This is a genomic window from Melioribacteraceae bacterium (genome assembly GCA_019638015.1).
Classification (GTDB): domain Bacteria; phylum Bacteroidota; class Ignavibacteria; order Ignavibacteriales; family Melioribacteraceae; genus JAHBUP01.
Genome location: JAHBUP010000001.1, coordinates 921,104 through 940,629 on the forward strand (window position 1 = coordinate 921,104; position 19,526 = coordinate 940,629).

At 35.4% G+C, this 19,526-nt stretch carries 15 protein-coding genes; 3 read left to right on the forward strand and 12 right to left on the reverse strand.

Annotation, left to right across the window (positions count from 1 at the left end; all coding sequences use genetic code 11):
* Positions 1 to 275 precede the first annotated feature (275 nt).
* From KF816_03660 to KF816_03680, 5 genes are all read right to left on the reverse strand, one after another.
* The gene (locus KF816_03660) at positions 276 to 1,991 is read right to left on the reverse strand and encodes a sodium:solute symporter (GenBank protein MBX3007106.1); all 1,716 of its coding nucleotides are present in this window, start codon (positions 1,989 to 1,991) and stop codon (positions 276 to 278) included.
* Positions 1,992 to 2,161: 170 nt separating this feature from the next.
* Positions 2,162 to 4,651, reverse strand: a complete 2,490-nt coding sequence (locus KF816_03665; protein ID MBX3007107.1) for a PIG-L family deacetylase — start codon at positions 4,649 to 4,651, stop codon at positions 2,162 to 2,164.
* A 178-nt stretch (positions 4,652 to 4,829) separates the two neighbouring features.
* Positions 4,830 to 5,408, reverse strand: a complete 579-nt coding sequence (locus KF816_03670) for a DUF2911 domain-containing protein (protein ID MBX3007108.1) — start codon at positions 5,406 to 5,408, stop codon at positions 4,830 to 4,832.
* A 241-nt stretch (positions 5,409 to 5,649) separates the two neighbouring features.
* Positions 5,650 to 6,030 (reverse strand): GreA/GreB family elongation factor, encoded by a 381-nt coding sequence (locus KF816_03675; GenBank protein MBX3007109.1) that lies wholly within the window; start codon positions 6,028 to 6,030, stop codon positions 5,650 to 5,652.
* Positions 6,031 to 6,120: 90 nt separating this feature from the next.
* Positions 6,121 to 7,569: a sodium:solute symporter gene (locus KF816_03680; protein MBX3007110.1), complete on the reverse strand. Its 1,449-nt coding sequence runs from the start codon at positions 7,567 to 7,569 to the stop codon at positions 6,121 to 6,123.
* A gap of 220 nt (positions 7,570 to 7,789) precedes the next feature.
* Between KF816_03680 and KF816_03685 the strand changes: the two genes are divergently transcribed.
* Entirely contained in the window at positions 7,790 to 8,521 is a 732-nt protein-coding gene (locus KF816_03685; GenBank protein ID MBX3007111.1) for a glycosyltransferase, read from the forward strand.
* Here KF816_03685 and KF816_03690 read toward each other — a convergent pair.
* The 7 genes from KF816_03690 to KF816_03720 are packed head-to-tail and all read right to left on the reverse strand — an operon-like array spanning position 8,518 to position 16,892.
* The gene (locus KF816_03690; GenBank protein MBX3007112.1) at positions 8,518 to 9,450 is read right to left on the reverse strand and encodes an FAD:protein FMN transferase; all 933 of its coding nucleotides are present in this window, start codon (positions 9,448 to 9,450) and stop codon (positions 8,518 to 8,520) included. The two genes, KF816_03685 and KF816_03690, sit on opposite strands and share 4 nt — an antisense overlap.
* A 10-nt stretch (positions 9,451 to 9,460) precedes the next feature.
* The gene (locus KF816_03695; GenBank protein MBX3007113.1) at positions 9,461 to 11,029 is read right to left on the reverse strand and encodes a TIGR03663 family protein; all 1,569 of its coding nucleotides are present in this window, start codon (positions 11,027 to 11,029) and stop codon (positions 9,461 to 9,463) included.
* The gene (locus KF816_03700) at positions 11,001 to 11,675 is read right to left on the reverse strand and encodes a hypothetical protein (protein ID MBX3007114.1); all 675 of its coding nucleotides are present in this window, start codon (positions 11,673 to 11,675) and stop codon (positions 11,001 to 11,003) included. The genes KF816_03695 and KF816_03700 overlap by 29 nt, the downstream gene beginning before the upstream one ends.
* Positions 11,672 to 12,265 (reverse strand): hypothetical protein, encoded by a 594-nt coding sequence (locus tag KF816_03705; GenBank protein MBX3007115.1) that lies wholly within the window; start codon positions 12,263 to 12,265, stop codon positions 11,672 to 11,674. Before KF816_03705 ends, KF816_03700 begins: the two co-directional genes overlap by 4 nt.
* Entirely contained in the window at positions 12,265 to 14,172 is a 1,908-nt protein-coding gene (locus KF816_03710) for a hypothetical protein (protein MBX3007116.1), read from the reverse strand. The genes KF816_03705 and KF816_03710 overlap by 1 nt, the downstream gene beginning before the upstream one ends.
* A gap of 2 nt (positions 14,173 to 14,174) precedes the next feature.
* Positions 14,175 to 15,509, reverse strand: a complete 1,335-nt coding sequence (locus KF816_03715) for a Gfo/Idh/MocA family oxidoreductase (protein ID MBX3007117.1) — start codon at positions 15,507 to 15,509, stop codon at positions 14,175 to 14,177.
* An 18-nt stretch (positions 15,510 to 15,527) separates the two neighbouring features.
* On the reverse strand, positions 15,528 to 16,892 hold the full coding sequence (locus KF816_03720) for a Gfo/Idh/MocA family oxidoreductase (protein ID MBX3007118.1): 1,365 nt from the start codon (positions 16,890 to 16,892) through the stop codon (positions 15,528 to 15,530).
* Between the two features lie 136 nt (positions 16,893 to 17,028).
* Between KF816_03720 and KF816_03725 the strand changes: the two genes are divergently transcribed.
* Both KF816_03725 and KF816_03730 read left to right on the forward strand, forming a co-directional pair.
* Positions 17,029 to 18,252, forward strand: a complete 1,224-nt coding sequence (locus KF816_03725) for an MFS transporter (protein ID MBX3007119.1) — start codon at positions 17,029 to 17,031, stop codon at positions 18,250 to 18,252.
* Entirely contained in the window at positions 18,252 to 19,502 is a 1,251-nt protein-coding gene (locus KF816_03730; GenBank protein ID MBX3007120.1) for a Gfo/Idh/MocA family oxidoreductase, read from the forward strand. Before KF816_03725 ends, KF816_03730 begins: the two co-directional genes overlap by 1 nt.
* Positions 19,503 to 19,526 lie beyond the last annotated feature (24 nt).

Below are 19,526 nucleotides of genomic sequence, written 5' to 3' on the forward strand. Positions count from 1 at the left end.
CACACTAATTATCATTTACTCCTTAAAAATTGGTAGTTATACTGATGCGGAATTAAATGAAATAATTTAGGTTGAGGATGGAAAAAATGTTAAATGATACCTTTAATTCATTGTGAGAATTAAGAATTGAAAATATCTAAAATATAAACACAGCTTTTCTGGAAATGTTATAGGGGCTGGGGGGACCCTTAATATTTTTTACAAACTCTGAGTTGGGCAAATTATGGTCTTTACTCAACTAATTAGATTTGACATAGTATTTAATAACTGCAATATTATTTATCATTTGTTTGACTATAGGAATGATTAGTTTTCGTAAAAAAGGGATTAATGAGATAAGCCAGCGCAATCAAGAGTAAACAACCAATTACATTATACCACAGATAGGGTATGTCTGTAAATAAATAGCATGCAATCACAACAAGTTCAGCAATAAGTGCAGAATAAAATGTTGCTTGTCCGCCAATCTTTTTAAGATAAAACGCAATCAAAAATATTCCCAGTATTGTTCCATAGAATATTGAACCTAAAATATTCACAGCCTCGATCAATGATCCAAGTCTATTTGCAAAAAGCGCGAATGAGATTGCGTAAATTCCCCAAAAAATAGTTGCAAATTTTGAAACAATTAAATAATGTTTATCTGATGCTGAAGGTTTAATCATTCTTTTATAAATATCTACAACCGTAGTTGATGCAAGTGCGTTCAGTTCTGCGGATGTTGATGACATTGAAGCAGAAAAAATTGCGGCTAAAATTAAGCCGACTAATCCAACCGGTAAAATATTTACGACAAAACTTAAGAATATGTAGTTCGTATCGTTGGTATCCGCTTTTGGATTAGCTTTTTTAATTAAAGTACCAACTTCATTTCTTATTCCCAGTTCTTCTTTTTTGCTGCTGTGTACGGATTGAACCGCGGAGTTATATTTTACTTTATCCCCGACTTTATCCGCGGTGAGCATCTCTCGAATCTTTATCTGTTTTTCATCATGGACCTGCTCAAATTCTTTTTGGAGTAGTTCATATTCACCAGCATATATACTTTTCTTAACATTACTTACTTCAACAGAATTAAAGAAGAGGGGAGGAGTTGAAAATTGATAAAACACGAATACCATAGCACCAAGAAATAAGATTCCAAATTGCATCGGTATTTTAACCACACCATTCGCTAATAATCCTATCCGGCTTTGTGCAATTGATTTACCGCCAAGATATCTTTGTACTTGTGATTGATCTGTTCCAAAATATGATAATGCTAAAAATGTTCCCCCTATTAATCCGGTCCAAAAATTATATCTATCAGCCCAATCAAACTCAAAGGTAATTACATTCAGCTTTCCCATTTTACCCGCAATTTTTGTCGCGTCTAAAAATGAAATATCTGCTGGAAGAGAATAAATTATTAATATAAACGCGGTAACCATGCCAATAGTAATTATTAACATTTGCAATAGATGAGTTTTGTTGACTGCCTCGGTACCTCCGGATGCTGTATAAAGAACAACTAACAACCCAATTATTAGTACGGTAATTTGAACATCCCACCCAAGTAAAATGCTAACAATTAAAGCTGGGGCAAGAATTGTAAATCCGGCCGCGAGTCCACGCTGAATCAGAAATAAAACACTTCCCAATACTCTATTTTTTAAATCAAATCTTTGTTCAAGAAATTCATATGCGGTAAAAACTTTTAATTTGTGAAATAGAGGGACTGCAGTTACTGATAAGATGATCATAGCAATTGGAAGACCAAGATAAAACTGGAGAAAGCGCATCCCGTCAACGTACGCTTGCCCGGGAGTGGATAGAAATGTGATCGCGCTTGCTTGGGTTGCCATAATTGAAAGTGTTACCACATACCAGGGCGTTGATTTATTCGCTAGGAGATAATCATTAATATTTTTTTGCCCTCTGGTTTTCCACATTCCATAAATAACCACGAATGCCAAAAATCCACAGAGAACAACCCAATCAAGCAATGCCATTTATTAATCCGCTTAAAATTTACACCGCATTAATTTATTCGAAAAATATTGTGAAGAGGTAAAACAGTATTATTAGTAATACCAGATTTAGAAAAACAATAAAATATATTCTGCTCCATGAGGACAAAAAGGGAGGTTTCTCTTCAATATTTTCTTCTGTTATTATTTGTCTATCTTCCATTTAGCATCCCAGCTGAAATCATATTTACAAAAATTCTGTAAGCGCCTGGAACACCTGCCGGCAACTGACGAAACCATGATAGTCCAGTGTAGATAAAAACACCTTTTCCATATTTTATATACAATGTGCTTCCCAATAATTCTTTTTCGTTTGGATCGTTGCCGCCAAGAATTGTTTCATATTTTTCATCCCATTGTTCAGCAAAATATAAACCTCTCTCCTGAACCCAGTTCTCGAAATCTACTTCTAAAATTTTATTGGGATAGTTAAATATTTGATGTTCCTTATTGATAAACCGCAATGGTGCTTCTTCAACTGTTATGCGGCTATTACCAATTTTGAATGGGTGAGGGCCTAAATTATCTGCTTGCAAACCGAATGAGACATTATACTGAACTATATAAGTGCCCCCATTTTGCACATACTCCATTAAACGGGGCTGAATGTATCGTAGTCTCTCACGAGTATTGTAGGCTCTAATTCCAGATATAATTGCATCGAATGTTGATAGATCAGCCTGTTCCAGTTGATCATCATCCAATAATATAATATCATAACCTAAACCGCGAAGGCAATCAGGAACATCGTCTCCCGATCCCATAATATAGCCAATACTTCCATTAGTTTTTTTGATATCTAGTTTCACAAGATCAATTGTACTTTCGGGAAAATATACTTGCGTGGTAATGTGTGGATGAATGATTTCTGTCAATGATTTGCTATAAACCTTCCCATTAATATCTATCTCAACAAAAAGTTTTGAGGTAGATTTATTTTTTGGCGGTAATATTCGGAACGAAATAGTTTTCTCATCATATTTATTTTTTAATGAGAAGGGAATTGTTGAGGGAGTTATTACCCAATTATCACTAGTGTGCAGATGTATTTCACCCGCCGCGTTTGGAGTTATGTTTTTTATCTTAACCTTAATCTCTTTAACACCATCATCAGGAAATACCGCTACCTTTTCAGTTAGATTCGCCACTACAGGTGGGCGGACTTCAAATGGGCGGAAAAGTTCTCCGTCAACTCTGTCGTTCCATCTAAATAGAAGGGGAATTGTATATTCTAATATTTCACCATAACTGCTGATAAAAATTTTAACTGGTAGAGTAAAATTATTCTCCGCACTACCAATCAGTATTTGATCTGTAACTTTAAATAATCCTTTTGATGCATCTTCAACAAGCCAATAAGGTTGAGAGATGGGATAGGATTCTGGAATTCGAATTTTACTTTCAAGTATGAATGGTTGATTATCTTCAAGTTTGCTGCTAATGACTGAGCTAGATGGAATTGTTGGAAATTCAATTTTTTCTATTTGGAAATTGTTTGAGGATCTGTTCACAAGTGTAGTTTTAATATTTAATTCATCACCGGGTGCGGCTGAATAATCTGATGCAATAGATTCCATCCACAATCCAGCGCACGATTGAATTATCTGTAGAATCTCATTCTTTTTTATTTCTATCCAATAATTACTTTCAAGTTTGTTGAATATGGAGTAGAGTTCTATTAGTTTATTTAAAGATTTTGATGGATCTTGAAAATCATAAGTATCAATTATAGAATTAATTCTTTCTTCAATCGATTTACCGTTTTGAATTCTTTGCCAGGAAGTATTAACCCCGCTCATTATATCATCTTTTGCTTCTTCGCCGGCAACCAACTGAAAATACTCTAGTCGCGGTGCTCGGGTTGCAGTTACACCGAATCCTTGGCTCTTATGCATCGATCTACTTTGAGCGGCAATTTCTGTGTAAGATTTACCAAGAAGAAAATTATATTCACCGGTATCTAATTTTAATAATTTACCAACTTCTTCAGCACTTGGGCGCCAGCTATTCCAGAATATTCTTTTTGTCTGCCACGGTTCAACATATTTTAATTGTTCGGTAAACATATTGGGATCAGCCGCGGCCGTAAAAGCATCTTTAGCCAATAAAGCAGAAGCAGTATGATGTCCATGTCCTCCACTGCTTCCAACCGGAAATCGAGTAATAATTATGTCGGGCTTAAAAAATCGAATTACCCAAACAATATCGGCTAGAATATTTTCTTTACCCCAAATGTCGAGTGATTCTTCCGGTGATTTAGAAAATCCAAAATCAATAGCGCGGGTGAAATGTTGTTCAGCTCCATCAATACTTCTTGCCTGCAATAATTCCTGGGTGCGGATTATACCAATCTCGCTTCCTTTTTCTGAGCCAATTAAGTTTTGTCCACCATCTCCCCTTGTTAATGATAGATAAGCCGTTCTATATTTTTTACCTTTTGAAAGATATGCAAGCAGACCAGTATTCTCGTCGTCTGGATGAGCCGCTATGTAAAGAACACTTCCAAGCACATTTAATTTTTCTAAAGCCAGTTTTATCTCGGAAGAATTTAGTGTACGGGGTAGATTGGAGCTCAACACCGAACATGTAGAAGAATACAGTACGAATAAAAGAAAGAACAATCTTATTGTAAATTTACACATTATTTCCCCGATGCCGGATTAGTTGAATTAGGTTATTAGAAAATCTTATCATCATCATCATAAAAATAATGTATCAATCACTTCAGATACCTAAAAGTTTACGAATATTCTTGAAGCGATTGATACATCAAAAATCTTTTTATTTCTTATTATGGAATAGAATTATTCTCATATAAACTTATTCTACTACCGAAATATTGAATGGAACTTTTAACTCTTCCCAATGAAGAAAAGCGGTTGCAGAGGTTGCCGAAAGATTATCAAACCCATACAATAACCACTCTTGAAAATGTGCTTTTGACGTTTTAACAGTAACTCTTAATGCATCTTCATCCGGATTTACTAAATAGCTTCCCCAAAGAGTATTGTTCTTATTTATTATTACAACCCAATCGTTTTCTGACGGAATGAAATGAAGTGAATATTTACCTGCAGGTACTTTATTTCCTTCTACAAGTACATCTTTACTAAAGCTGATAGTAGTGTTTTCGTTTGCACCACCTCTCCATGGAAACGGCTTTTCATTGGAGTATTTATTGCCCGGAGAATATCCAAATGGAACAATATCACCCCAAATTTTTCTTCCTTTAACTCCGGGACGGCTATAATTAATAGATATTTCCGTATCAATTCCAATAGTTTGAGAGACTGATGCGTTTAAACTTGCGCGAGGCTTTTTGGGTTGCTGTGCTTGTGCTTCGGAAATGAAAATGAAAGCCACAACAAAAAGCATTGCTGTTCTAAATATATTTTTCATGATTACTCCTTTTGTGTTATTTATTCTTTGTGCTGAAAATTTTTTTGTGTAGGGAATGTACAAGAGCAAATTATTTAATTACGTACAAAGGACTGAATGTATTATTATCAACGGGTTTCAAAATAAATATATTATTCCGCAACTACAATATTGATTGCCAATATTCGTTTTCGAAGAAGTGAAGAAATGGAGCCGGGTATCCACGAAAGCAGAGTTAATCTCTTCAAAACTGTGTAGAGAACTATATATAGTAATGTCCCGCTGATTCAGGCTGATAAATGATTTCCTCAATCCTCATCTTTTGTTTACCGGATGAAGTATTCACATCAAAAATGCTGCCTATTTTGCATCCAATTACCGCTGTTCCGAATGATGATAGTATGGAAATAATATTTTTTTCTTCTATTGCATCGAATGGAAATGCTAGTGTGTAAGTTTGAACCTCATTTGTATCAATGTTTCTAATTTTAAATCTTGATCGCATTGTTATCACATCTGAGGGAATGGCAGTCTGCTCAATAACAATAGCATTTTTCAATTCATTACCCAAATTAGAGAGATGACATTTATACTCTTCATCGAACTTGTCGGAATTTGAAACTAGCCATTCAAATCTTTTCATATCAAAATCAGTTATAAATAATTGCTTCACAATTGTAATTCCTTATTAATTAAAATATACGAGCACATCTGACTAAAGCGGTACCATTAACTAAGTATTATTTTCGGATTTCGATAGTAAACTAAGGAATCCACCAATTAAAAGTGTAGCACAAACGCCAATGAAAGTAAACCAAGTCCACGCGACAAACTTTAGAGAAATCACTGTAATCATGATAAAAATGCCGGCCACAAATCCTGCAAGCGCATCCTCTTGTCGAGCCCGTTTTACTAATATTCCAAGTAAAAATGTTCCCAGCAATCCTCCATATGTAAATGAAGCGATGCTCAGGGCTAATTCAACAACTGTCTGCGAAGTATTCAAGAAGAAAAGCGCTGTAAATATCAATAGCAATGTCCACATCACACTAAATATTCTGCTAATCTTCAATTTCGACACTTCATCTAACTCTTTCCTAAATAATGGCAAAAATAGATCCATCATAGTTGAAGATGAGAGTGAACTAATTGAACCTGCTACGGTAGATAATGAAGCCGCAAATAATCCCGCGATAATTATTCCAAATATTCCACTGGGCATTACCTCAATTATGAACATTGGGAAAATTGTATCTGATTTAACTTCAAGCACACCATAATAAGTATAAAGCATTATTCCAACCAGCATAAATAGCGCAAACTGAATAATTACAATTATGCCACTTCCAATTATCGCTTTCTGTCCTGATTTCAAATCTTTAACCGTTAATAATCGTTGAACAATTAACTGGTCAGTACCATGTGATGCCATCGATAGGAATGCACCGCCCAGTAATCCACCAATTAATGTGTATGGTTGATTGAAAAATCCTGAGATACCATTCTCAAAACCAAAATTAATTATTGAAAATTTGCCACTCAAATTAGCTGTATCAACTACTGAGTTCCAGCCACCGGGAATTAAATTCAAGAGGAATATTGCCGCTATAATTGCGCCACCTAAATATGTTACCATTTGAACAACATCAACCCAAATTATTCCTTTAACTCCTCCTGTGTATGTATAAATAAGCGCTACAACTGCAACAAGGATTATTGCTTGTGGATAGCTTATGTCAATCATTAATTTTAACGGGATGGCTGTAGCGAATAACCGAACACCATCAGCGGCAATTCGTGTAAATAAAAATACTACCGATGCAAATGACCTGGTTTTTCCGCCGAATCTTATCTCCAAATAATTATATGCTGTTTTTAATTCACCTTTAGCATATGCGGGTAAAAAAACAAAAGCTACAATAATTCTTCCAATGAGATAACCAATTGTAACTTGTAAAAAATTTAAGTTTGAGATGTAGGCTAATCCAGGAATAGAAATAAAAGTGAGTGTACTTGTTTCTGCGGCAACAATAGAAAAACATACAGCCCACCAGGGAACATTTTTTGAACCTAAAAAATAATCTTTAACATTTTTTTGCTTCCCTCCCGAAATAATCCCAAAGATCGCGATACCAATTAGATATAAGCCAATAATTGAATAATCTAGCACGGAGCCTTTCATTCACCATTCCATCAGTTTGTAAATTCATCTGTTAAAAAATATCCAGAATTGTTGATTAAACAAAAGAGTAAATAATCATTGCTATAAAAAGTCCTAATTGTTCTGAGTAAAGTTTTTAAACGATTGATAAATAGGGTATAAATGTTGTTGCATTTTCTCTTATTTTACAAGTAGTCATTGTGTGATTCATTTTATAATTGTCAAGGAAAAGAAATCCATTATGAAACTCTCAATTGTAATTCCAATTTATAATGAGGAAAGAAAAATTGCGCAGGATATTCTGGCGGCAGATAATTTTTTAAGAGAAAATGAATTAGATGGTGAAATCATAATTGTTGATGATGGATCTGATGATGATTCGGTTAAAGTCATTGGTAATTCAAAAAAAAAAGTAGTTAGCCCTATCACTTTATTGATTAATGATATCAATATTGGGAAGGGGAGTGCTGTAAAAAAAGGTGTGATGGCTTCCAAAGGGGAGTTTGTTCTTTATACCGATTCGGGACTTACAATTCCATTTAATAATTTATTCTCCGGGTTGAAGATGATTGAGACGGGTGAGTGCGATATTGCATTCGGCTCTAGAAATATGAGGCAATCGAAAATTGTGGTACAAAAACAAATTGATAGGAGGGTTACATCTTTATTATTTACATGGATGGCTAGAGTTTATTTAAATATTCCAAATTATCTAACAGATACACAGTGCGGTTTCAAGTTATATAAGGGAAATATCGCCAGAAATCTTTTTTCAAAACTCATGACTATTGGTTTTTTATTTGAGCTTGAAATTATAAATAGAGCTCTCAAAGAAAATTTTGTAATTAAGGAATTCCCGGTTGAGTGGAGATGTGACCGTGATAGCAGAATTAACTATTCATCAACCCCATTTAATGTTTTAAAGGAGGCACTAGGTTTAAAAAGATTGATTAAAAAAGAATTTGTTGATTAACTACTCGCATCCGGTATTATTCCCGCTGTGAAAATATCTTCAACTTCCAATTCCGGTTTATTTTCTACTATAATAACTCCTGCTCTTTCAAAGTTGAAAATTATTTCTTCAGCGAATTCTTTTCCTAAAATCAGTACCGCAGTAGAGAGGGCATCTGAAAGTGCCGCAGAATCGGAGAATACCCAGCTTGCTCTGTTACCAGAAATTGGCTTTCCCTCAATAGTATCAATGATGTGAGCACCTTTTTGTAAACCGGAACTCCCGACAGATATATTTTTTAACTGTAAGATTTTTAATACTTGATCCGGCTTATTGGGATTGGAGATGGAAATTTCCCAATAATCTTTAACCGAATTGATTGCTCTAACAGAACTTCTTCCTGAACTAATTAATGCATCTTTAATATTCCAGTCTTTTAGAGTTTCAACACATTTATCAACAGCATAACCTTTTCCGTATCCACCTAAATCAAGCATCATTCCTTCTGTTTTTACCTCAATAGTATAATCATCATGAAGCAGAATATTGTTGAGATTGGAGTAATTCAATGCTTTGGAAATCTCTTCTTCCGAAGCATAACGAAGTGATTTATCATTATTTAACCAGCAATTGTATAATGCGCCGCATGCAATATTAAAAGCACCCTTTGTAAAATTGTGAAGTCTAATCGATTCCTTAATGCAATGAAATGAATCCAATCCAAGTGTAATCCTTTCACCGGGCATCATATTATTAATTCTAGAAATATCGCTATTCGGTTTGTATTTGCTAAGTTCTTCCTCGATTCTGCTCAACTCAATAAATAAAGCTGTTGAAACCTGCTCAGCATATCTTTCATCATCATGCAAAATAAAAAGATCGAATATTGTTCCCATTGAATATGTTGAGAAGTGATGAATCCCATCTCTAAAATTGCATTTCGCTGACATAATATTGTTTTTACTGGTTTAACAAATCCAAAAGATCCTTCCGAATATATCCCCGGATTTCAACTTTTGGTCTTAGAAATATCGATTCCTCAAAAAGAGGAATATATAAGTTCATTTCGCCAGGCGCAGGCTCGTTATATAAGTTGTAAATCAAATCATTTTCTAAAGCAGAGGACGAGAAAATCAATGAATACATATATGCATCTTTTCCAATATGATTATTAAAAGAGATGTTCTTGAATTTTCTGAGCGTCCAAGGAAGAGGCCAGTAATCATTTTTGGATGCCGCAACATAAACTGGCAAATATTCCCCGTTTGGGATTTTATCGATAATCGGCTTGGTTAACTTTTCAATCGTAAAAATATCATTAGTAGAATGTGCATAAACGAAGGGATTCTGTGGGTGAAAGGAGTACTTGAATACAACATTATATAGTTGAAAAAACGAATACAAAGTAAAAATTAAAAATAATCCTGAAAAATAACTCGTGCTCATCTTCTCCGATATTCTTGCCAAACCAAAGGCAGAGACAAATAATATGCTCTGCCATGAAGTTAAGATTAACCAGGGTGTTTTATATGGAAGAGCTGAGTAGATAATGAAACTTATAACAGAGAAAAAGAGAAGCAGTTTTATAAATCTACTGGTTGCTTTTGAAAATAGAAAATATGCAGCTGATAAAAAGAGCAACATCATCGGTAGTTCAGTAAAATAGAATCCTTCAATATTCCTAAAAGATATTAGTTGAAGATAATAATACCAAGGATAGATATGATCGTGAAATTGAGATGCCTTCTCAACATAATTGGAGAAAGAAAAGAAAAAATCTCTTATCCCAACTGGGTTTGAAAAAAAAGATGAATAGAAAGAAGCAACCACGACGCCAAATAATAATAAAGAGGAAAACAAACTCAATTTGTTATGTACAATCACTCTCCAAATATTATTCCCTTTAACACCGCTTAAAAATAAAGCTAGCAGAAATGAGCCGATAGAAATGATGACAGTCTCCTTTGAAGAAACCGCGAGTCCTAAAAATATTGCGGAAAGAATAAGTGAATAACTTTTCTTTGCTTTGAAGTAATGATACAGGCTGATCATAAAAGAGAAGAAAAAATTAACGAGCAGAGATTCTTGAATGTAATAGCGTTCATAAAAAACTATTGGAGCAGAAACTGAAACGAGAATCATAAATATCATTACATGTTTTTTCTCAAAAACTTGGCGAAAAACAATCAATAATAAGAAGGGTATTAGCGATACCATTGAAGGTATTAAGCGAAGAGTTGTTTCGGAAATATCTGAATATGATTTTTCGCCACGGAACCATGAGGTGATTAGTGTTAAATAATTTAAAGATGGGCCATGATATTCTACCGGATCGTATTTGTAAAATCCATTTTGTAGCAGTTCACCAAATTTCACGGCATGAACGGCTTCATCTACATGCATGGGGCGTGAATCAAGTGAGTAAAATCTTACAAGGATTGCAACGAGAATAATAAGAGTAAAACCAAGTGGTTTTACTCTTAAATAACTTTTAAATGCTTTATTTGCCGTAGACTGCAACTTCGACATAATGATTTAGGTCATCGCTATTACTACCTTTGCTGAACAATCGTACATATCTTCCTTTAACTCCCTTTGCGTCAATTAGCTTTCCTTCGGCTGTTTCAACATAATGCATATCTTTACCTTTACCCAGACCACTCGAATTATCAATATCATTATTAAAAATTGTAGTAACATTCTTAGTGAATTTAGCATCATCGGCTGTCTGTACAATTACATCATAATATACTCGGGCTTGCATATGATAATGCCAAACAACTACAGCGTAAATTGAAAACTCCTTCTGAAGATCGATTGTAACATGTTGTGTGAAAGGTCCAAGCTCAACAAAATATCCTTCTGTAGCTTCTTTCTTCCCATCGGTTATATATTTTAATTCGCCAATAATTGGGTATTCATCAGAACTAGTAACGGGTTTATTTAATGCTACGTTTTGAGTTCCTTTGGGGGCGAGAAATGGAGGTCGTGGTTTTCCAAGTGGTTTTTCAAGATTAGGAACCGCTAAATTTGTCGGCGTACCAACGAACATTGCTTTGGGTAGATCCAATTTTATTGGAGCCAGATCTTGATCCTTTTTGTTTTGCGCGCTAGTGAAAATAAAATTGCCCGCCAGTATAATTATTACTAAAAGTAAACCAGAAATTCTTTTCATTCTTCTATATCCTCATAATTTTTTCTTTTAACACTAATAACATAATAAATATGAAACAGTAATGCGATGGTGAACATTGTTGTTGAGTAGCGGTGCGTATCTAGAAGAAAATCAATACCATCAGAACCAAATAATGGAAAGAGCATTAATAATATTGATATTATCACAGGAAAGGAGAAAAACACCAGAAGCCAAAACACTATTTTACTTCTACTTATTTCATTTTCAATAAAACGATTTGCGTGTGCAGACATTAAAACATAACCTGTTAGCGCTATTAAAAATAATAATGCGCTCTTAACATGGATAAGTAGAAGTAATCCGGTCATGTGAACATTAAATATTACAACGGGAATAAAGCTGGTTAAGATTAATAGGATTACTAAAAAAATATTAACGAAGAGGAGAAATTTCCTTATTTCGGCAAATGAAGTATTCTGTTTTTTGGTGTAAATCTCGCCAAATACTCTTTTCAGTTCCTCGGTGAATCCTTTGTATAGTCTTGAATATGATGAATTATTCTTCTTTAAAACATTGTTGAGATAAATAAAAGCCAGAGCGAAAACTATTATTACAAAATACCGGAACATTATAACTCCTTATTCCCTTCATCTTCAACGAAAGATCGTCTCGATGTTTGAATCATCAATCCTTTAGACATATAAATAACAAAAACAAAAAACATTATTGAGGTAAGAAATATCATTACAATTTTAAGCCATGGTCTAAAATAAAAAGTTAAGGAAAAAGCCTTTTGATATAGAGAATTCAGTTCTTGAAAATTTGCCATGGTTACAAGTGAATCTTTATCTGATTTAAGAGAAGATTCAATAAATACATCTCCAAAGAAAAAGTTAGAACTGAATGAATGGCAGTCGTCGCAACCATTCACACCTAAAGATTGAGAAGCTGGTTTTACGTTGTGCCCAATTGCCCATGAATAATAAGAAGCAGATTCATGTTCTTCATTTTCTAACCTACCATTAATTAATTCATAAACTTTTCCTCCGGTAACAAAGACAAATGACTCTTTCTCGTCGGCGGATTTATTAAGATAATTTAATGCTGATATTAATGTACTATCGCTAATCTGATGCCATTTCCCGTAGTTTAGCAAAGTATCAAGTTTTATTAGGCTTGTAAAATTCTCATCGAAAATATTTGGAGAAGCAGGTTCAACTATATCTCCCTTTTTAATCCCCCAGAATGAAGGATAAATTAGGTTATGAGGTTCCAACTTTCCAAAATTATTTCTAACATAAACCGGAGATTGAATGTGTGGGAATAAGTCGGCTTCTTTATATGATTTGTGGAGTCCAAGTTTATGAGCGCGAGAAGTTTTAATAAGACTCGTTCCTTCTTCAGGTAATTTACCGGAATGACATACAGTGCATTCCAATTTTTCAAAATGAATGAGAGGTATTCCTTTATGTTCAGGAACCGGAGCTCCGAGTTTCCCCGGTTTAATTTCCCCGGTTAATTTTCCAAGATGACATCCTTCGCATGTGAATGACTTCAATTCTTCTCTTTTATAATCAGCAAACTCATTTCTATAACCTCTCACCATGTTATGATCTAATCCATTTTTATGACAGTCTGCACAACTCATTCCTTTCGATAAATGAACATCTTCTTCTTCATTCCACTGATTCTGATAATTTTTATCGGCATAAATTGAAGAATGACAAAAATAACATCTATCATTTCCGGCTTTACTTTTTATATTGAAGAAAACCATATTGTTCGAATTGAACTTTGATGTATTATAAGTTACTGAAGGAGGAGCTGTTGCTCTCACATCAATATCCGCAAAAGTAGTTGGAGTAAATCTGTTAAAATTAACCGGCATTTTTCCTGCATTGCCAGATGCTTCCGCAATTTCGCTGGCACCGGCAACTGCCCATTTGTAATTTTGTTTTTGAACTTGTGCGGCGTATTCCGCTGGATCATATTCGGGATGTGCATTGTGGCAAGCAAGACAATTAATTTCGAGTTTACCAGAAATCTCCCATCTAAAAAAATCATCAGGATGCTGTGTTGAATCAACTTCCCCAATTCCACCGCCGGTAAAATGAGAACCAAACAAATCGAGATATCTCATAGTTGTAATACCAAGTTTTGATGGATTGTAGGTGCCTTTCCAATTTCTGTAAGAGAGTGGTAAAATTGTAAGATGTCGCCAATCTACATAAATAGACGGTTCTCCCTTTCTCCCCGAAACACTCTTTTTATCGTGTGAATTAAAGTGCAATCCATTATTTATCTTGTTGTAAGAATGACATTCCCCGCAAGAATATTTTGTTGAAAATGGCAAAAGTGGATTATCGCTTTTTAAGATTCTAATACTATCTGCGTCAAATAATTTTATTAAGTGAACGGCAGTTGATTTACTGCCATCTCTGAGATCACCGATTTTCTGAGGCAATACCTCTATGGTTGAAATGATGAGTAGTAATATTAAAATCGGTTGAAGGGAACTGTTAACTGAAATTTTCATTTTTATATCGTAAAGTCTGAAGGATTAAAGCGTAACTCTCTTTGAGCTTTTACCGCATCATTAACTTTTAATACAGTAACGGCAGTTTCATAACCAATTTCAACTGGACAGTTGAGTTTCTCTTTACCTCTGATTGCATTAAAGAAGTTTTCAAGGTGCGGCTTATGGTAAGGATCATTAAACTTGATTGGAAGCGAATGTTTGGGTGGAGCAATTGTTTCTCTAACATCAAGAACAGATGTAGCTGAAGCCGACGGTGCAGGTTCCGTTGGAGTCTCAATAATTTTCTTTTTAATCCACTCATCCCAATTTGGAGAACTCGGCTCTTTATAAATTCCAACACGACCGGCAGATTCTGAGATAGTCAGTGATGCCTGATCTCCCATGAAATTTTCAAAATAACCTTGACTGCTGTTGGTAGTTATTGTTTGATAAAATGCTCTTACAAAACCGAATTTTGTTTTATACTTATATGTAGCGAGAACAGTATCATACCACTCATGAGTTTTTTTATCATAATAATCTGTGCCGCCGCTAGCCATCACTGAAACCGGGTGAGCATCTAAAAACCAATTATAAATATCAATTTGATGTGACCCAAGATCTACAATTGGTCCGCCACCCAGATTTCGATACCATCGCCAATTTCGGTGTTGATTCATATTTGAAAAACCATACTGCTCAAGAATAGATTTAGGAATTTCCTTTCCTTGGGGCCAGCCATTATCCGGCTGAACAGCTCTGTTCCATTGACCATATATAGTTGTAATCTTTCCTAAAAGATTTGCCTCTTTAATTATCTTATTATAACTGTGTAGATAATATGGGTTGCTCCTCCGTTGATGTCCAATTTGTACCAATCTTTTTGTTCGACGTGCGGCATTAACAATTTTTTTTGCACCTTCTAATGTGTTGGACATTTCTTTTTCGCAATAAACATGAAGTCCTGCTTCCATACAATCCACCGCGTGATCGGCATGCCAGAAATCTGGAGTAGCTACAATTACCGCGTCAAGATTTTTTTCTTTGGCGAGCATATCTTTATGGTTCACATATGAGCGCAGCTGATGCCCATATTTTTTAAGAAGATTCGAAACACGCTGAAGGTTATAAGACTCCCATATATCGCATACAGCAACAAACTTTATATTAGGAATTTTTAAGCAGGCATTGACTAATACTTGCCCTTGAGCGCCTGCTCCTATTAAAGCAACGTTAATATCTTTAATACTTTTTTTGTCACCGCTAATTATGTTAGGAGCTAAAACCATTCCTGCTCCTAATATTGATGATGCTTTGATAAAATCTCTTCTATCAATATTATTAAACTCCGACATCAAAAATTCCTTATCAGATTATTCAAGAGAATAGCCGGGACTATATTCTTTAGTTAAATAGTCGTTTGCTTCGGGCAAATTAGTAAACATAAATTTATCGCCATCCCAATTGAGTACCGTGTTTTTTTCTGCTAATCTAATGGCAATATTTCCAAGTAACATTACTTCAGTTAATTTTCCAGAATAAGAAAAATCAGTTGAACTTTTGTTACCTTCTTTAATAGCTTGAATCCATTCCTGATGAATACCTGGTGATCGAGGGATAGTTTTTTCTGGGCGGACAAATTCTTGCATTTTCGGTTCAGGAATAATTCTAACACCGGTACCATAGGTTCCATGCATAATGGTTCCTTTTGTACCATAATAAAGAACACCACCGCCACTGTCTCCCATTTTTCTTCCCGGTTCAAGATCAGCCGGTCTCGGAGGAGTTAACCCTCCATCATACCAAACCAGTTTTACAGGAGGTTTCCCGTTTCTTTCAGGGAATTGATATGTAACTATAGAGGCGAGCGGATAATAATCTTTATTGTATTTTGTTGATGATGCCTGTACTGAGGTTGGATAACCAAGATCTAATGCCCAGAATGGTTGATCTATAAAATGAGCTCCCATATCACCCAAAGCACCGGTTCCGAAATCCCATAATCCTCTCCAAGTAAATGGATGGTACGCTGGATGGTAAGGTCTGTGAGGTGCCGGTCCTAAAAATAAATTCCAATCTAAAGTATCGGGGCATGTTGGTATTTCGGTTGGAGCATTAATATTGCCTTGCGGCCAAATTGGTCTGTTAGTCCAAATGTGAACTTCTGTAACATCGCCAATAGCTCCGGCCCAAATCCATTCATTCAATAAACGCGCTTCTTCTCCAGCATGCCCTTGGTTACCCATTTGAGTAACAAGATTTTTTTCTTTAGCAACTTCTGCAAGTCTCTTTGCCTCATAAACTGTATGGGATAAAGGCTTCTGAACAAAAACATGCTTTCCCATTTTCATGGCCGCCATAGCAATTGTAGCGTGGGTATGATCAGGGGTACTAATAACCACTGCGTCCAAATTCTTTTCCTTTTCAAGCATTAACCTATAATCGCGGTACTGGGTTGCTTTAGGATATGTTTTTCTCACTTCCATTCCCATCGTATCATCGACATCACATAGGGCAACAATATTTTCAGAGCTAACTCCAGCCGCATCTGTAGCGCCTTTACCGCCAATGCCTACAACAGCAATGTTTAACGTATCGCTTGGAATTTTTTTATTAGCGCCCCAAAGATGACTGGGAAGAATTGTAAATGCAGCGGCAGCCATCCCGGTGTTGGTTATAAATTTTCGACGTGAAATTCCGCCGAAGTTATCCATTTTTTCATCAGCATCTTTTTGCATTACAATCTCACAGTTTATTTGTATTTGGTTGAGCAAAAAAATATTGAAAAAAACTTTTTTATCAAAGATAAATTCATCTTAAATTTAACTGTACATAAAAAAGAATAAAATGATCAATTCTAATAAAGGAGCATAAATGAGTGTACAAGTTCGTTTATCTGTTATGATGTTCCTGCAGTATGCGGTGTGGGGTGCATGGTATGTTACTGTGGGAAACTATATGACTAAAATAGGAATGCAATCTGAAATTTATTGGGCGTTTACTGTAAGCCCAATTGCTTCAATTGTTTCACCATTCTTTTTAGGGATGATTGCCGACAGATTTTTCTCTACTGAAAAAATATTGGCATATCTTCATATAGTTGGAGGTATAGCAATCTTTTTATCACCATTTGTTGCTGAAGGACCAAACGCATCGCCAACACTTTTTATTCTATTATTATTGGTAAATATGTTATGCTATATGCCTACTGTGGGATTAACAAACTCATTGGCATTTAATCATCTTACTAATCAGGAAAAACAATTTCCGATCATCCGCTCATTCGGAACATTCGGCTGGATAGTAGCGGGAATCTTTGTAAGTAAAATTCTCGGCGCCGATGAAACCGCAATACCATTACAAACCGCAGGAATATTAGGAGTTATATTGGGATTATACAGTTTTGCTTTGCCACATACACCACCTCCTGCTGTTGGAGAAAAAATTTCTTTCAGAAAAATTGTTGGTATTGACGCACTAAATAAAATAAAGAGCAGATCTTTTTACATCTTTATAATAAGCGCGTTCTTGTTGTGCATCCCATTATCTGTATATTATGCTTACGCTCCGGTCTTTGTTAATGCTTCAGGGATTGAGAATCCAGGATTTGTAATGTCATTCGGACAAATGTCGGAAGCTCTCTTCATTTTAATTATGCCATTGTTATTCCCGATTTTAGGATTTAAGAAAATGCTGTTAACTGGTATGTTTGCCTGGGTGTTAAGATATGTATTGTTTGCAATTGGCGCTCCCGATCAAACAATTTGGATGATTTTAATGGGTGTTATTCTTCATGGAGTTTGTTACGATTTCTTCTTTGTTGCCGGCTTTATTTATGTTGATAAAAAAGCGGTAAAAGAAATTAGAGCCCAAGCACAAGGTTTTGTAGTCCTAGCTACTTATGGTTTAGGGATGTTGATCGGTGCCCAAGCAGCAGGATATTTATTTAATGGAATGGTTGATTTAACATCTCCCGACGCATTTATGCAATGGCAGAAATTCTGGTATATTCCCGCTGCATTGGCTGCAGTAGTGATGATATTTTTTGCGGTAATGTTTAAAGACAAACAAGTTGACACAATTAAAGGAAATAACTAATGAATAAAAAAAGCTTAGGTGTTGGATTTGTAGGAGCAGGATTTAACGCAAAATTTCATATTCGTGCGTGGATTTCTGTTCGCGATGCCGATATAAACGGTATCTTCGATAAAAGTAAAGAAAGAGCAGAAGAAGCCGCTCAACTGGCACGGGTATTAAAAGTAGGAAATCCTAAAACTTATAATTCAGTAACAGAAATGGTAGCGGATCCGGATATTGACGCCATATGGATTTGTTCTCCTAATTTTGCGCGAATTGAAACTATGGAAGAAATTGTTTCTGCTATCGAATCGGGAAAAGGAACTTTGAAGGGTGTCTGCTGCGAAAAACCGCTCGGTAGAAATGTTGCCGAAGCTAAAAAAATGGTGGAGCTTGTTAAAAAAGTTGGACTATTGGATGGCTATTTAGAAAATCAATTATTTGAGCCGACTGTTCAACGAGGGAAGGATATTATATGGAGTAGAGGAGCCTTAATTACAGGAAGACCATATCTTGCCCGTGCAGCCGAAGAACATGGTGGTCCACATAGCCCATGGTTCTGGGAAGGTACTTTGCAAGGTGGCGGAGTTATGAATGATATGATGTGTCATTCAGTTGAAGTTGCGCGATTTCTTTTAACCGAGCCGGGAAAACCGAGAAATTCTTTGACCCCCGTAAAGGTTACTGCTCATGCAGAAAATCTAAAATGGCAGAGACCTCACTACGCTGATTTATTGAAACAAAATTCAAATGGAAGTTTGGATTATATAAATAGACCGGCGGAAGATTACGCGCGCGCTGTTGTTGAATATAAAGATGAAAAAGGGGAGAAAGTAATTGTTGAAGCAACTACTTCATGGTGCTATGTTGGTGCCGGATTGAGACTGAGTATGGAATTATTAGGTCCCGAATATTCTATGGGGATAAACACCCTCGATACTGACCTAAAAGTATTTTTCAGTCGTGAAGTAAAAGGAAATACTGGAGAAGATTTAGTTGAGAAACAAAATGCCGAAATGGGATTGATGCCCGTTGTTGGTAATGAAGAAAATACTTATGGCTACGATATGGAAAACCGGCATATGGTTCAATCTTTTCTAGAAAATAAACGTCCTCAAGAAAATTTTGAGGATGGCTTAAATGTTACCGAATTATTAATGACTGGATATATGAGTGCAGAACAGGAGAAAACTATTATATTCCCTCCACCGGATTTGGATACATTTGTACCGAAAGTTGCCAAAGGAGAATGGAATAATAGAAATAAATAATTTATTAATTGAGATTGAGGATAG